At 71.7% G+C, this 14967-nt stretch carries 11 protein-coding genes and 1 riboswitch; of the genes, 3 read left to right on the top strand and 8 right to left on the bottom strand.

The features are described 5' to 3' along the window. Nucleotides 1–213 precede the first annotated feature (213 nt). Nucleotides 214–1005 carry a VOC family protein gene (locus tag AC1P0E_RS25805; RefSeq protein ID WP_482744493.1) on the top strand — a complete coding sequence of 264 codons (792 nt, stop codon included), beginning with the start codon at nucleotides 214–216 and terminating at the stop codon, nucleotides 1003–1005. Here the strand turns inward: AC1P0E_RS25805 and AC1P0E_RS25800 are convergent. The 4 genes from AC1P0E_RS25800 to AC1P0E_RS25785 form a co-directional block, all read right to left on the bottom strand. Continuing rightward, entirely contained in the window at nucleotides 977–1669 is a 693-nt protein-coding gene (locus AC1P0E_RS25800; RefSeq protein ID WP_482744492.1) for a thymidine kinase, read from the bottom strand. The genes AC1P0E_RS25805 and AC1P0E_RS25800 overlap by 29 nt on opposite strands. Before the next feature lie 54 nt (nucleotides 1670–1723). Then, nucleotides 1724–2911 (bottom strand): alkaline phosphatase family protein, encoded by a 1188-nt coding sequence (locus AC1P0E_RS25795; protein WP_482744491.1) that lies wholly within the window; start codon nucleotides 2909–2911, stop codon nucleotides 1724–1726. Continuing rightward, on the bottom strand, nucleotides 2911–3498 hold the full coding sequence (locus AC1P0E_RS25790; protein WP_482744490.1) for a DUF5998 family protein: 588 nt from the start codon (nucleotides 3496–3498) through the stop codon (nucleotides 2911–2913). Before AC1P0E_RS25790 ends, AC1P0E_RS25795 begins: the two co-directional genes overlap by 1 nt. A gap of 73 nt (nucleotides 3499–3571) precedes the next feature. Further along, nucleotides 3572–6751 (bottom strand): bifunctional acetate--CoA ligase family protein/GNAT family N-acetyltransferase, encoded by a 3180-nt coding sequence (locus tag AC1P0E_RS25785; RefSeq protein ID WP_482744489.1) that lies wholly within the window; start codon nucleotides 6749–6751, stop codon nucleotides 3572–3574. Nucleotides 6752–6910: 159 nt separating this feature from the next. On the opposite strand from AC1P0E_RS25785, the gene AC1P0E_RS25780 reads away from it, so the two are divergent. Beyond that, a complete protein-coding gene (locus AC1P0E_RS25780) occupies nucleotides 6911–7192 on the top strand; it encodes an HPr family phosphocarrier protein (protein ID WP_482744488.1) in 282 nt (93 codons plus the stop codon). Nucleotides 7193–7359: 167 nt separating this feature from the next. On the opposite strand, the gene AC1P0E_RS25775 is transcribed toward AC1P0E_RS25780, so the two are convergent. The 4 genes from AC1P0E_RS25775 to AC1P0E_RS25760 form a co-directional block, all read right to left on the bottom strand. Next, nucleotides 7360–8073, bottom strand: a complete 714-nt coding sequence (locus AC1P0E_RS25775; RefSeq protein WP_482744487.1) for a GntR family transcriptional regulator — start codon at nucleotides 8071–8073, stop codon at nucleotides 7360–7362. Between the two features lie 167 nt (nucleotides 8074–8240). Beyond that, complete coding sequence (locus AC1P0E_RS25770; protein WP_482744486.1) at nucleotides 8241–9068, bottom strand: M23 family metallopeptidase; 828 nt, start codon at nucleotides 9066–9068, stop codon at nucleotides 8241–8243. Between the two features lie 12 nt (nucleotides 9069–9080). Further along, a riboswitch (cyclic di-AMP (ydaO/yuaA leader) is annotated at nucleotides 9081–9249 on the bottom strand. A gap of 223 nt (nucleotides 9250–9472) precedes the next feature. Beyond that, nucleotides 9473–10840, bottom strand: a complete 1368-nt coding sequence (locus AC1P0E_RS25765; RefSeq protein ID WP_482745898.1) for a M16 family metallopeptidase — start codon at nucleotides 10838–10840, stop codon at nucleotides 9473–9475. Nucleotides 10841–10860: 20 nt separating this feature from the next. Continuing rightward, nucleotides 10861–12240: a M16 family metallopeptidase gene (locus tag AC1P0E_RS25760; RefSeq protein ID WP_482745897.1), complete on the bottom strand. Its 1380-nt coding sequence runs from the start codon at nucleotides 12238–12240 to the stop codon at nucleotides 10861–10863. A 262-nt stretch (nucleotides 12241–12502) separates the two neighbouring features. On the opposite strand from AC1P0E_RS25760, the gene AC1P0E_RS25755 reads away from it, so the two are divergent. Further along, on the top strand, nucleotides 12503–14959 hold the full coding sequence (locus AC1P0E_RS25755) for a DNA gyrase/topoisomerase IV subunit A (protein ID WP_482744485.1): 2457 nt from the start codon (nucleotides 12503–12505) through the stop codon (nucleotides 14957–14959). Nucleotides 14960–14967 lie beyond the last annotated feature (8 nt).

Raw genomic sequence — 14967 nt, 5'->3', positions numbered from 1 at the left:
ACCGACACCGTACGGCCACGGCGCCGAAGCGGATGGGAAATGCCAATTCGGGCATTCTCCTGCGGGAACCCAGAGAAAGCGGCGCGGCCGGGACGCGCGGCACGACAGGTGGTGCAAGCATCTGCACGGGCGCGCCCCTTCACGGCTTCACGGCTTTGCAACGGGGCGCCCGTTCCCGCACGACCACCACGATGGTCCGAGGAGAGAGTGACGATGACCGAGGCAGCGACCCGGCGGCGGACGCCCGGTGCGCCCTGCTGGGTGAGCCTGATGGTGCACGGCCTGGCCACCACCCAGGATTTCTACGGAGCGCTGTTCGGCTGGGAGTTCCAGCCGGGACCGCAGCAGCTCGGCCCGTACGTACGGGCCATGCTCGACGGCAAGGAGATCGCGGGCATCGGGCAACTGCCGCCCGACCGGCATCTGCCCATCGCCTGGACGCCGTACCTCGCCGCCGAGGACGCCGATGTCACGGCCGAGTCGATCAGGAGCCACGGCGGCACCGTCGGGGTCGGGCCGCTCGACGCGGGCGACGCCGGCCGGATGGCGATCGGCTCGGACCCGGCGGGCGCGGTCTTCGGCGTCTGGCAGGCCGCGTCCCATCTGGGCACGGCGCTCGCCGGAACCCATGGCACTCCGGTCTGGAACGAGCTGATGACGCGCGAGACGTCGACGGTCGGCAAGTTCTACGCGGCTGTCTTCGGCTTCGACGTGGAAGCGGAGACCCCGACCGCGGCCCCTGGCGACCTCGACCGTCTGACGCTGCGCCTCGACGGCCGCCCGGTGGCCTCGGTGCGTGGCGTGGGCCAGGCCCTGCCGCGCGACAGGGGTGCGCACTGGATGACGTACTTCGAGGTCGAGAACAGCGACGAGTCGGCCCGTGTGGTGACCGAGCTCGGTGGACATGTGCTGCGGCCGCCCCACGACGCGGCGACCGGCCGGGTGGCGACCGTATCGGACCCGGAGGGCGCGGTGTTCACGATCGTGACGACGACGCCCGGCTGACGGAGTCGGTGAACGAGGACGGGTCGACGGGCAGCACGTCGGGAGAGAGCGCCCCGGCGTGCGCGGCCGCGGCGGTCATCCGGCGGCGGTGGTGACGGCGGCACAGCACCTCGTAACCGACCTCGTCCGGCGCCTGGTTGACGTCACCGACGACGACCTGGGCGCCCTCGACAACCATCTCGCCGCCTATCGTGCGGGCGTTGTGCGTGGCCCGCGCGCCGCACCAGCACAGCGCCTCGACCTGGAGCACTTCCACCCGGTCGGCGAGTTCGACCAGGCGCTGCGAGCCGGGGAAGAGCTTGGAGCGGAAGTCGGTGGTGATGCCGAAGGCGAAGACGTCCAGCTCCAGGTCGTCGACGACGCGGGCCAGCTGGTCGATCTGCTCGCCGGCGAGGAACTGCGCCTCGTCCACGATCACGTAGTCGGCGCGGTTGCCCTGGGAGAGGTGGGCGACGAGGTACGCGTAGAAGTCGAAGCCCTCGGCGGCCTCGACCGCGTCGGTGACCAGGCCGAGGCGGGAGGAGAGCTTGCCCTCGCCCGCCCGGTCGTCGCGGGTGAAAATCATGCCCTGGAGGCCGCGGGTCGACCGGTTGTGCTCGATCTGAAGAGCGAGGGTGCTCTTTCCGCAGTCCATCGTTCCGGAGAAGAACACCAGCTCGGGCATGAGGGGTTGAGGGCCTTTCGGTTCGGTGCGGGGTGGGGCGTGGCGTCGCTGGGGTTACGAACGGACTTCGAGGAGCGGGACGAGCTGCTCGGCGGCCGTCATGGAGCCGTGCATCCCCACCATCGCGGACTCGTGCGGCTCACGGCGCGACGCGGTGATCACCACGTCGTCGTGGGCCGCGGCGACGACGTCGCCGATGCGTCCGTGCACCCGTTCGTCGACCACCGGGCCGAACCAGCCGGCCGCGATCGCCTCGTCCCTGCTCGCCACCCAGAACTGCTCGCCGAGCACCTCGCGCCAGACGGTGAGCACGTCGGTCCGGGCGCCCGGGACGGCGTACACATGACGGGCCCGGCCCTCGCCGCCCAGCAGGGCGACTCCCGCGCCCAGCTCCCAGTCCTCGTCGAAGTCGATGCGCGACTCCTCGTCGAAGGGGATGTCGATCATGCCGTGGTCGGCGGTGATGTACAGCGCCGCGCGGGGCGGCAGCTGCTCGGCGAGGCGCTGGGCGAGCCGGTCGACGTACATCAGCTGGCCGCGCCAGGCGTCGGAGTCGATGCCGAAGCGGTGGCCCTTGCCGTCGACCTCGCTGTAGTACGTGTAGACGAGCGAGCGGTCGCCGGCGGCCAGTTCGGCGGCGGCCAGGTCCATCCGGTCCTCGCCGGTCAGCTTGCCGCGGAAGGTGCCGCCGCTCAACGCGATCTTGGTGAGCGGGGTGTGCTGGAAGTCCGGTGCGGACACCTGCGCGGTGTGCACGCCCGCGGCGTCGGCGAGCTGGAAGACCGTGGGGTACGGCTGCCAGACGTGCGGGTCGGTCCACGGCTTCCAGCGCAGCTGGTTCATCAGCGCGCCGGTGTCCGGGTCGCGGACGGTGTAGCCGGGCAGGCCGTGCGCGCCGGGAGGCAGGCCGGTGCCGACCGAGGCGAGCGAGGTCGCGGTGGTGGCGGGGAAACCCGCTGTCAGGGGGCGGCCGGTGCCGCCGCGCGAGCTGCCGAGCAGGGAGTGGAGGTACGGGGCCTCTTCCGGGTGCGCCTTGATCTGCTCCCAGCCGAGACCGTCGATCAGGAACACGCAGTTGCGGTCGGCGGGCTCGAGCTCGGGGATCGTGGCACTCATGCCGGGTACGCCCATGCCTGCCGCGAGGGTCGGCAGGAGGTCCGCGAGCGAGCCGGTGCCGTACTCGGGGACGGGCGCGGTGTCCAGGGCGAGCGGAACCGGGTCGGACCAGGCGGGCTGCGCCATCAGCGGTCGGCCGCGGCGGTCGCTTCGGAGAGCGCCTGGGCGAACGCGAGCGTCTGGCGGACGGTGTCCGGACCGTCGCCGGCCTCGCTGACGCGCAGGCTCAGGTCGTCGGCGGTGGTGTTGCCGGTGTAGCCGTGGTCCGCCTCGCAGTTGGGGTCGCCGCAGGCGGCGGGCTCCAGGTCGATACGGGATACGGCGCCCCAGCCGATGGTCAGGACGACCTCGCGGGGCAGTGTGCCCGGCACGTACTTCTCCGGGTTGGCGACGACGCGGCTGACCACGACCGACGAGATGCGGTCGAGCTTGACCGACTCGGTGGAGGTGGTGGCGTACGGAGCCGGGGAGGTGGTGTCGGCGGCCTGCTCGTCGGTGTGGCTGACGATGAAGCGGTTGCCGGTCAGGACGAGCACGGTGACGTGGCGGCGGACCTCGTTGGAGTCGAAGGTCGTCTCCTGGTGCACCAGAAATGAAGAGACCGGCTCGCCGCCGACAGCGGCCTCCACCGCTTCGGCCACAAGGGCCGGGTAGTAGCCGCTGCGCTCGATCGCCGCGCGCAGCCCCTGGGTCGTCGTACCGGTCTTCGCCATGCCCTCCATCCTACGGGGCGCCGGGGGCCGCGATGCCGGGTCTGTGGATGACCGCGGCTGACTGTGGGACGGCTCAGTAACTGGGGAGGCGGCGGGGGCCGAGGTCGTCGCGGGCGGGCGGGGGCGCGAGGCGTACGGTCGCGCCGAGGACGGACAGGCCGTGCGGGGCCACGACCACGGGCTCAAGGGCGATGCCGACCACTTCCGGGTGATCGTCGACGAGCCGTGAGACGCGCAGCAGGAGCTCTTCGAGCGCGGCGGTGTCGACCGGGTCCGAACCGCGCCAGCCGAAGAGGAGGGGGGCGGTCCGGATCGACCTGATGAGCTCGGCGGCGTCCCGGTCGGTGGCCGGAACCAGCCGGTGAGCGATGTCGCCGAGCAGCTCGGAGGCGGCTCCGGCGAGCCCGAAGGAGAGCACGGCGCCCGCCGCGGCGTCGATGGAGGCCTTGACGACGGTGTCGACGCCTCGGGGGGCCATGGCCTGGACGACGAGCTGGAGCTCTTCCGGCTTGCCGAGGGCGTCGGTCAATTCTCGGTACGCCCGCCTCAGTTCCGGCTCGTCGGCCAGGTCGAGGCGTACGGCGCCGAGGTCGGGGCGGTGGCGCAGGTGCGGGGCGGTGGTCTTGAGCGCGACGGGGTAACCGAGCCGGGCTGCCGCGGCGACGGCGTCGTCGGGGCGTGGTGCGGGCAGGGTCGGGCGTACGTCGATCCCGTACCGCCCGAGGAGTTCACGGGCGGCGTCGTCGGCCAGGGCAATGGAGCGGGGCCGGGCGCCACCCACGCCGATGCCTTTGCCCTGCGCCACTCCCTCGCCTCCGCCCTCGCCCAGCAGCGCGCGGATCTGGCCGGCGGTCCCGGCCTCGTCGATGTCGTCGTACTCGGGCACCCGCCCGGGGTCGGCGGCCTGCCGCCGCCACTGCGCGTACTTGACGGCCTCGGCGAGGGCGCGCACCGCGCGTTCGGCGGCGGGGTAGGCGGGGATGCGGCGGGTGTCGGCGGGCTGCGACCCGGCCGAGGCGGCTTGTTCCCCACCCCGTCCCTTCCCGGCTGCGACATTTGCGGCTCCGCCGCGTGAGGGGGCATGCCCCCGGGCCCCCGGCCGCCCTTCGGGCGTGTCCTCAATCGCCGGACGGGCTCGATTCTCCGGGTCGGCGGGCGCATCCCGCCCCGCAGGGGCGTCCATGTCCGCACGCAGACCTCGTACCGTGGCCGAATCCAGCCCGTCCGGCGTTTGAGGACCGGGGTCCGGGGCAGCGCCCCGGTTCGGGAAGGGTCGGGTAGGGGAAGAGCTCCGCGCAGCGGTCCCCGGCTCGCGATCCCCCGCTGCCGAACCCGGCCCCGGCGCCGTAGGCATAGGGCGGGCCGTGCTCGTCGCCGCGGCGAGCGCGTCCGCCAGCGCGCCCATTTCCACGTGGACCACCGCCACCGGCTTCGCCGGCCCCGATGCCGCCGCCTCCTGAAGCGCTCCCGCCAGCACCTCCCCGTCGCCCGACTCCGTCACTCCGCCCTCGCCGACCCACGGGATCGCCGTGACCACCACCGCGTCGCACGCCCCGTTCGCCAGCGCCCCGGCCAGCGCCGCGCGGAAGTCCGCCGGCGTCGCGGCCGTCGTCAGGTCCAGCGGCGGCAGCGGGCGAAGGCCTTCCGCCAGGCAGGCGTCGTAGGTGAGGAGGCCGAGGGACTCCGAGTTGCCCAGGATCGCGACCCGCGGCCCGGCCGGCAGCGGCTGGCCGGCCAGCAGCAGCCCCGCGTCGACGAGCTCGGTGACCGTGTCGACGCGGATCACGCCCGCCTGCCGCAGCAGCGCGGACACCGTCGCGTCGGGGATGCGCGTGGCGGGCACCGCGTGCCCCGGCGGCGTACTCCCGCTGTGGCGCGCCCCCTTGACCACCACGACCGGCTTCGCCGCGGCCGTCCGCCGGGCGAGGCGGGTGAATTTGCGCGGGTTGCCGATCGACTCCAGGTAGAGGAGGACGACGTCGGTGTCCGGATCGTCGTACCAGTACTGGAGGAAGTCGTTGCCGGACACGTCCGCCCGGTTTCCTGACGAAATGAACGACGAAAGGCCCGCGCCCCGCCGGTACAGCCCCGACAGCAGCGCGATGCCGATCGCGCCCGACTGCGTGAACAGGCCGATGCGGCCCCGCGCGGGCGGCTCCGGCGCGAGGGAGGCGTTGAGGCGTACCGCGTCCGACGTGTTGATGACGCCGAAGGCGTTCGGGCCGATGATCCGCATGCCGTACGAACGGGCCTGCCGAACCAGTTCGCGCTGCCGCGCCCGCCCCTCGGCGCCGCTCTCGGCGTACCCGGCGGAGAGGACGACCAGCCCCTGGACGCCGCTCTCGCCGCAGTCCGCGACCACCTCCGGCACCCGTTCGGCCGGTACGGCGACGACCGCGAGGTCGACGGCCTCGCCGATCCCGGCCACCGAGCGGTGAGCGGGCACGCCGTCGAACTCGGTGAGGTCCTCGGGGAAGGCCCGGTTCACGGCGTACGTACGACCCGTGAACCCGGCGGCGAGCAGATTGCGCAGGACCGTACGCCCCACCCCGCCCGGCGCGCGCCCCGTCCCGACGATCGCGACCGAGCCGGGGCCGAGCAGGCGCTGCACCGAACGGGACTCCGCGCGGTGTTCGCGGGCGCGCTGCACGGCGACGGAGCGGTCGGTCGGCTCCAGGTCGAATTCGAGGTGGACGACGCCGTCCTCGAAGCTGCGCTTCTGCGTGTAGCCCGCGTCCGTGAAGACCTTGATCATCTTGGAGTTGGCGGGCAGCACCTCCGCCACGAAGCGCCGGATCCCGCGCTCCCTCGCGACCGCGCCGATGTGTTCGAGGAGAGCGGAGGCGACGCCGCGGCCCTGATGGGCGTCCTGGACGAGGAACGCGACCTCGGCCAGGTCGGCGTCGGGGCCGGAGGACGGGCGCCCCTGCGCGTTGATGCGGTCGAACCGGACGGTGGCGATGAACTCGCCGCTCACCGTCGCCGCCAAGCCCACCCGGTCCACGTAGTCGTGGTGGGTGAAGCGGTGGACGTCCTTGTCGGAAAGGCGGGGGTACGGTGCGAAGAAGCGGTAGTACTTCGACTCGTCCGACACCTGCTCGTAGAAGCTGACCAGGCGCTGCGCGTCGTCGGCGGTGATGGGGCGGATCCGCGCCGTACCTCCGTCGCGCAGGACCACATCGGCTTCCCAGTGAGCCGGGTACGCGTGGTGCCCGCTGCGGTCCGGCGAGGCCTGCTCCTGCGAGGGCTGCATGACGAAAGCCTACGGGTCGCGGGCCCGCTCGGGGCAAGGCAGGCTGAGGCCGCGGCGCGGGGCCGGCACAGAGCCGGGGGCCGGCCGCCCCGCGCGACATGAGAGACTGGTCTAGACAACCGTCAGGCTGGTCTAGACAAAAACATGAAGGGCAACACCATGGTTGAGCGCCGTGTCACCGTCGGCTGGGCCGAAGGCCTGCACGCCCGGCCCGCCTCCATCTTCGTTCGCGCCGCGACCGCCTCGGGTGTTCCCGTGACGGTCGCCAAGGCCGACGGCAAGCCGGTCAACGCCGCCTCCATGCTCGCGGTGCTCGGCCTGGGCGCGCAGGGTGGCGAAGAGCTCGTGCTCGCTTCCGAGGCCGACGGCTCGGACGCCGCTCTCGACCGCCTGGCGAAGCTGGTCTCCGAAGGTCTGGACGAGCTTCCCGAGACCGTCTGACCACTCGGACGGGCGAATTCTGACGCATACCGCACACGAAGGAGCCGTGGCCCCCGAATTCGGGGCGCCGCGGCTCTTTTTCGCTTTACGCGACGGCATACGACTCGAAATGCGGGCAGCGGAAATCAGCCCCCGCCAATTCACCCTCTTTGTATACGGCGCCGCTGTTAATGGCGGCCGCCCACGGTGTTTACGGCATGTTGCGAAGTCCTCACGCGTGCCTGCCCGCGCTCGCGCTCACGCGCCGGACCCGGACCCGGGCGCCGCAACCGGTGCGCGGCCACCGCGCGTTCGGCGTGCAGGGCCGTCAGGGCGCGGGCCCGTTCGGCATCGCCGCGCGCCACGGCGTCGACGATCGCGCCGTGTTCGGCCCATGCCTCGGCGGGGCGGGCCGGGTGCTCGACGGCGTACATCCAGGCGATCTTGTGCCGGAGCTGGATGAGCAGGGCGGTGAGCCCAGGACTGCCCGAGGCCTGCACGAGCGTCTCGTGGAACCAGCTGCCCAGCGAGCGCAGATCCTCACCCTCGCCCCTGCGGGCCCGCTCCTGGCCGAGCCTCACCAGGCCCCGCAGCACCTTGAGATGGGCCTCGTTGCGCCGCTGGGCGGCGCGGGCCGCGCTCAGCGGCTCGAGCAGCGTCCGTACCTCCAGCAGGTCGGCGGCCTCCTGCTCGGTGGGCTCGGCCACGCAGGCGCCCGCGTGCCGGCGGGTGGTGACGAATCCCTCGGACTCCAGCGTGCGCAGCGCCTCGCGCACCGGGACACGCGAGACACCGTAACGGCGTGCCAGCAGCTCTTCGGTGAGCCTGCTGCCCCGCGCGAAGACACCGGAAACGATGTCGTCACGGATTGCTGTGCATACCGATTGCGCGGGAATGCGCATGACCGGACCTCCGCCTTAATCCCCGCGAAACGCGGTCGACCGACGCTTGTTCGGTGACTCTATTGCAGCATTCCGCGATTTCCGACGGGAGGCCGGAATCAATGGACGGCTTTTGGACATGCGGAAGGCCCCGGCGGGGAAACCGGGGCCTTCCGTACGACTGTCCGTCAGACGTTCACGCCGTGCGCGCGCAGGTACGCGACCGGGTCCATGTCGGAGCCGTACTCGGGGGACGTGCGCGCCTCGAAGTGCAGGTGCGGCCCGGTCGAGTTGCCGGTCGAGCCCGAGATGCCTATCTGCTGGCCCGACGCGACGGACTGGCCGACCGAGACGCCGAGGGACGACAGGTGGCCGTACTGCGTGTACGTGCCGTCGTTCATCCGGATGACGATGTTGTTGCCGTACGCCCCGCCCCAGCCGGCCTCGACGACGGTGCCCGCACCGACGGAGACGACGGAACTGCCGGACGCGGCGCGGAAGTCGACGCCGGAGTGGCTGCCGGAGGACCAGAGGTTGCCGCCGGTCTTGTAGCCGGTGGTCACGGCGGAGCCGGCGACGGGAAGGGTGTAGCCGTTGAGGCGCTTGCGCTCCGCCTCGCGGGCGGCGCGCTCCTTGGCCGCGCGCTCCTCGCGCTCCTTCCTGGCCCGCGCCTCGGCCTCCGCCTCGGCCTCCGCCTTGGCCTTGGCCTCCGCCTTGCGCTTCGCTTCCGCCTTGCGCTTCGCCTCGGCCTTGCGCTCGGCCTCCGCCTTGTCGGCGGCGTGCTGCTGCGCCTCGGCCTGGGCGGCGATCTGGTCGGCGAGGGAGTCGCCGATGACGATGGCCTGGGTGAGGCCGGTGTCCTCGGCGGCAACGGCCGTTTCGGCGGCGAGGGCCGGAGAGGCCAGGCCTCCGATGACGCCGGTGGTCGCGAGGGCTGCGACGCCCGCCATGTTCGCGCTCTTGCGCGTCAGACGGCTGGGACGACGGTGCTTCCCGGTGGCACGGGTGAACGCCATGGAGTGGCTGATCCTTTCCTTCCTTCTCGCCTACCGGGTTAGCTGACGGGTTCGGAGCAGGAAGGTCTCCTACGGACCCCTGTCGCACGTGCGCACGAAGGACGTCCGATTCACCCCAGGGACTGATTGGGTCCCCGGCTCCCCAGGCTCGCGCCTGACGGGGACTCGGCGATGACTGTCCGGTGCCGCGGATGCGGCTCACTGCTGACGGACAGCCGGACAGACGCTAAACGGGACATCTTTTAATCACCAAACAGACAGGGCGTTTTGTAACGCACCCCACAGGCCAGACAGGCAACCTCCACAACAAAACGGACATAAGAGAAGGACCCCGGCAGCCTTTCGGCTTCCGGGGCCCCTCTATCCACCGCTTTGGGATGAGTTGTGCGTCTGGCTCCGGCAGGTCAGCCGCTGACCACCGTCACGTCACCGATGCCCAGCGCCCTCACGGGCTCCTCGATCTGCGACGCGTCCCCGACGAGCACCGTGACCAGGTGGTCCTCGGGGAAGGCGCTGACGGCCGCCGCGGTGGCCTCCACGGTGCCCGTCTCCGCGAGGCGGGCGTACATCCGGGCCTGGAAGTCGTCCGGCAGGTGCTGCTCGACCTGATCGGCGAGCGTGCCGGCGACGGCCGCGGCCGTCTCGTACTTGAGCGGCGCGACACCCACCAGGTTCTGTACGGCGACATCCCGCTCGGCGTCCGTGAGGCCCTCGGCCGCGAGGGTGCGCAGCACCTTCCAGAGGTCTTCGAGCGCCGGGCCCGTGGACTCCGTGTCCACCGAGCCGCTGATCGCCAGCATCGACGCGCCCGACCCGTCGGCGGCGGAGCGCAGCACCTGGCCGAAGGCGCGCACGCCGTACGTGTACCCCTTCTCCTCGCGCAGGACGCGGTCGAGGCGGGAGGTGAGCGTGCCGCCCAGGCAGTAGGTGCCGAGGACCTGGGCCGGCCAGACGCTGTCGTGCCGGTCGGGTCCGATCCGGCCGATGAGCAGCTGCGTCTGGACCGCGCCGGGACGGTCCACGATGACCACACGGCCCGTGTCGTCGGCGGTCACCGGCGGTACGGGGCGGGGTTCGGCGGTGTCGCCCTTCCACGCGCCCAGGGTGTCGGCCAGGATCGCGTCCAGGTCCGTTCCCTCGAGGTCGCCGACGACCACGGCGGTGGCGGTCGCGGGGCGCACGTGCGCCGCGTAGAAGCCCCGCACGGCGCCGGAGTCGATCTGCCCCACCGTCTCCTCGGTGCCCTGGCGCGGACGCGACATGCGCGAGGTGGCCGGGAAGAGCTCCTTGGAGAGCTGCTTGGCCGCGCGGCGGGACGGGTTGGCCGTCTCGTGCGGGATCTCGTCGAGCCGGTTGGCCACCAGGCGCTCGATCTCGCTCTCCGCGAAGGCGGGGGCGCGCAGCGCGTCGGCGAGCAGGCCGAGCGCCTTGGGCAGCCGGGAGACGGGGACTTCCAGGGAGACCCGGACGCCCGGATGGTCGGCGTACGCGTCGAGTGTGGCGCCGCAGCGCTCCAGCTCGGCGGCGAACTCCTCGGCGGAGTGCTTGTCGGTGCCCTCGGAGAAGGCCCGCGCCATGATCGTGGCCACGCCGTCGAGGCCGGCCGGCTCGGCCTCCAGGGGGGCGGCGAGGAAGACCTCGACGGCCACCACCTGCTGGCCGGGGCGGTGGCAGCGCAGTACGGTCAGGCCGTTGGGCAGGGAGCCGCGCTCGGGGGCGGGGAAGGCCCACGGCGTGGGGGTACCGCCCTGCGGCTGCGGGTGGAACTTCATGTTCACGGCTGCGGTGTCGGTCACTTGTCCGTCCCTTCCTGCGTCGCGGTCTCACCGGCGGCAGCGGTGGTGTCGTCGGCGTCGGCTTCGCCGGCCGCGTGGGTCGGCTCGTACACCAGGACCGCGCGGTTGTCCGGGCGCAGGCGGGCCTTGGCGGCCGCCTGGACCTCCTCCGCCGTGATCTCCAGGACGCGCCCGACGGCGGTCAGCGCGAGCTGGGGGTCGCCGAACAGGACGGCGTACCGGCACAGTTCGTCGGCGCGGCCCGCGACCGTACCGAGCCGGTCGAGCCACTCGCGCTCCAACTGGGCCTGCGCGCGCTCCATCTCCTCGGGCGTCGGGCCCTCGGCGGCGAAGCGGGCCAGCTCCTCGTCGACGGCGCGCTCGATGTCGGGCACCTCGACGCCGGCCGACGTCTTGACGTCCAGCCAGCCGAGCGAGGGCGCGCCGGACAGGCGCAGCAGCCCGAAGCCGGCGGCGACGGCCGTACGGTCGCGGCGGACCAGGCGGTTGTGCAGCCGGGAGGACTCGCCGCCGCCGAGGACGGTGAGTGCCAGGTCGGCGGCGTCGGCCTCGCGGGTGCCGTCGTGCGGCAGCCGGTAGGCGGCCATCAGCGCGCGGGCCGGGACCTCTTCGCGGATCTCCTCGCGCAGCTCCTGGCCGATGATGTCGGGCAGTGTGCCGTCGCGCGGCGGCTGCTTGCCGTCGTGGGACGGGATGGAGCCGAAGTACTTCTCGATCCAGGCGAGCGTCTGCTCCGGGTCGATGTCGCCGACGACCGAGATCACCGCGTTGTTCGGCGCGTAGTACGTACGGAAGAAGGCACGCGCGTCTTCGAGGGTCGCGGCGTCCAGGTCGGCCATCGAGCCGATCGGCGTGTGGTGGTACGGGTGGCCCTCCGGGTAGGAGAGGGCGGTCAGCTTCTCGAACGCGGTACCGTACGGGACGTTGTCGTACCGCTGGCGGCGCTCGTTCTTGACGACGTCGCGCTGGTTCTCCATGGACTCCTCGTCGAGCGCGGAGAGCAGCGAGCCCATCCGGTCGGCTTCCAGCCACAGAGCCAGCTCCACCTGGTGGGCGGGCATCGTCTCGAAGTAGTTGGTGCGCTCGAAGCTGGTCGTGCCGTTGAGCGAACCGCCCGCACCCTGCACCAGCTCGAAGTGACCGTTGCCCTTGACCTGAGCCGAGCCCTGGAACATCAGGTGCTCGAAAAGGTGAGCAAGGCCCGTACGGCCCTTGACCTCGTGGCGCGAACCTACGTCGTACCAGAGGCAGACCGCGGCGACCGGGGTCAGGTGGTCCTCGGAGAGCACCACGCGCAGGCCGTTGGCCAGCCGGTGCTCAGTCGCTGTCAGGCCGCCGGAACCGGCCTGCGCTGTGGCCGTGTGACCCATGGGCATGTACGTCCCTTCGATCGCGATATGGAGAAGTCCTGCCACTGTATGCAAGCGCACTGACACCTGGCGAAGTTCCCGGCCGGTGTACGCCCTCAGGGAACGCCCGAGTAGGCGCTACGGACGGGTCGAGGTCGGCGTTGTCAGTGCGCCGGTCCACAATGGTCGGCGTCAGACCCGAGAACAGACCCAAGCACAGACCCAAGTACAGACCTCAGTACAGCCCCAAGAACTCGCCCTACAGAACCGCGAAGGAGCCGCAGCCGCGATGGCCCGCCGCAGCACGAAGACCCCGCCGCCGGACGATGCGTTCGAGGAGAAGATCCTCGATGTCGACGTCGTCGACGAAATGCAGGGCTCCTTCCTCGAGTACGCGTACTCGGTGATCTACTCGCGAGCGCTGCCCGACGCCCGCGACGGCATGAAGCCGGTGCACCGACGCATCGTCTACCAGATGAACGAGATGGGGCTGCGGCCCGACCGCGGCTACGTGAAGTGCGCCCGCGTCGTCGGCGAGGTGATGGGCAAGCTGCACCCGCACGGCGACGCTTCGATCTACGACGCGCTCGTGCGCATGGCGCAGCCCTTCTCGATGCGCCTGCCGCTCGTCGACGGGCACGGCAACTTCGGATCGCTCGGCAACGACGACCCGCCGGCCGCCATGCGGTACACCGAATGCCGGATGGCCGACGCCACGTCGCTGATGACCGAGTCGATCGACGAGGACACGGTCGACTTCAACCCGAACTACGACGGGCAGGAGCGCGAGCCCGTCGCGCTTCCCGCGGCGTACCCGAACCTGCTGGTCAACGGCGCGTCGGGGATCGCCGTCGGCATGGCGACGAACATGCCGCCGCACAACCTGGGTGAGGTCGTCGCCGCCGCCCGGCACCTGATCAAGCATCCCGGCGCGGACCTCGAGACGCTGATGCGGTTCGTGCCCGGTCCCGACCTGCCGACCGGCGGCCGCATCGTCGGCCTCGGCGGCATCAAGGACGCGTACGAGAACGGCCGCGGCACCTTCAAGATCCGCTCGACGGCCACCGTGGAGAACGTGACGGCGCGCCGCAAGGGCCTGGTCGTCACCGAACTGCCCTTCACCGTGGGTCCGGAGAAGGTGATCGCCAAGATCAAGGACCTGGTCTCGTCGAAGAAGCTCCAGGGCATCGCGGACGTCAAGGACCTCACGGACCGCATGCACGGCCTGCGTCTGGTGATCGAGATCAAGAACGGTTTCGTCCCCGAGGCCGTTCTGGAGCAGCTCTACAAGCTGACGCCGATGGAGGAGACCTTCGGCATCAACAACGTGGCGCTGGTTGACGGCCAGCCGCTGACGCTGGGGCTGAAGGAGCTGCTGGAGGTCTATCTCGACCACCGATTCGAGGTCGTACGCCGCCGCAGCGAGTTCCGCCGTACCAAGCGGCGTGACCGGCTGCACCTGGTCCTGGGCCTGCTCGTCGCGCTGCTCGACATCGACGAGGTCATCCGCCTCATCCGTTCCAGCGACAACTCGGCGCAGGCGAAGGAGCGGCTCATCGAGCACTTCTCGCTGAGCGAGATCCAGACGCAGTACATCCTGGACACGCCGCTGCGCCGGCTCACCAGGTTCGACAAGATCGAGCTCGAGGCCGAGCGGGACCGGCTGACCGGCGAGATCGACGAGCTGACCGGGATCCTGGACTCGGACGCCGAGCTGCGCAAGCTGGTCTCGGCAGAACTGGCGGCGGTGGCGAAGAAGTTCGGCACCGACCGGCGCACCGTGCTGCTGGAGTCGGGAAGTTCGCCGGTCGCCGCGGTGCCGCTGGAGGTCGCGGACGACCCCTGCCGGGTCCTCCTGTCCTCGACCGGCCTGCTGGCCCGTACGGCCAACGGCGAGCCCCTCGCCGTGGACGACGCCCGGCGCACCAAGCACGACGTGATCGTCTCGGCCGTGCCCGCCACGGCGCGCGGCGACGTGGGCGCGGTGACGTCGTCCGGCCGGCTGCTGCGGCTGGCGGTGATCGACCTGCCCCAGCTGCCCGACACCGCGTCCGCGCCGAACCTCTCGGGCGGGGCGCCGGTCACGGAGTTCCTGTCCTCCCTTGAGCCGGACGAGTCGCTGATCTGCCTCACCACGCTCGACGAGTCCTCGCCGGGGCTCGCGCTCGGTACCGAACAGGGTGTGGTCAAGCGGGTGGTCCCCGATTACCCGGCCAACAAGGACGAGCTGGAGGTCATCACCCTCAAGGACGGTGACCGGATCGTCGGCGGGGCCGAGCTGCGCACCGGCGACGAGGACCTGGTCTTCATCACGGACGACGCCCAGCTGCTGCGCTACCCGGCGGGGCAGGTCAGGCCGCAGGGCCGGGCCGCGGGCGGTATGGCGGGCATCAAGCTCGCCGAGGGCGCCAAGGTGATTTCCTTCACGGTTGTGGACCCGGCGGCGGACGCGGTGGTCTTCACGGTGGCCGGTACGGCGGGCACGCTGCTGGGCGACACGGAGACGTCGGCGAAGCTGACGCCGTTCGACCAGTACCCGCGCAAGGGCCGGGCCACCGGCGGCGTGCGCTGCCAGCGGTTCCTCAAGGGCGAGGACATCCTCATCCTGGCCTGGGCGGGCACGGCTCCGGCGCGCGCGACGGCGAAGAACGGCGCACCGGTGGAGCTGCCGGAGCAGGACCCGCGCCGCGACGGCTCGGGCACCCCGCTGACGACGCCGGTGGCGGCGCTGGCGGGCCCGGTCTAGCCCCGTAA

The organism is Streptomyces sp. TRD_SC_5 (genome assembly GCF_056836825.1).
The sequence above is the reverse complement of the archived record's forward strand: the minus strand, read 5'-3'. Positions and strand labels throughout refer to the sequence as shown.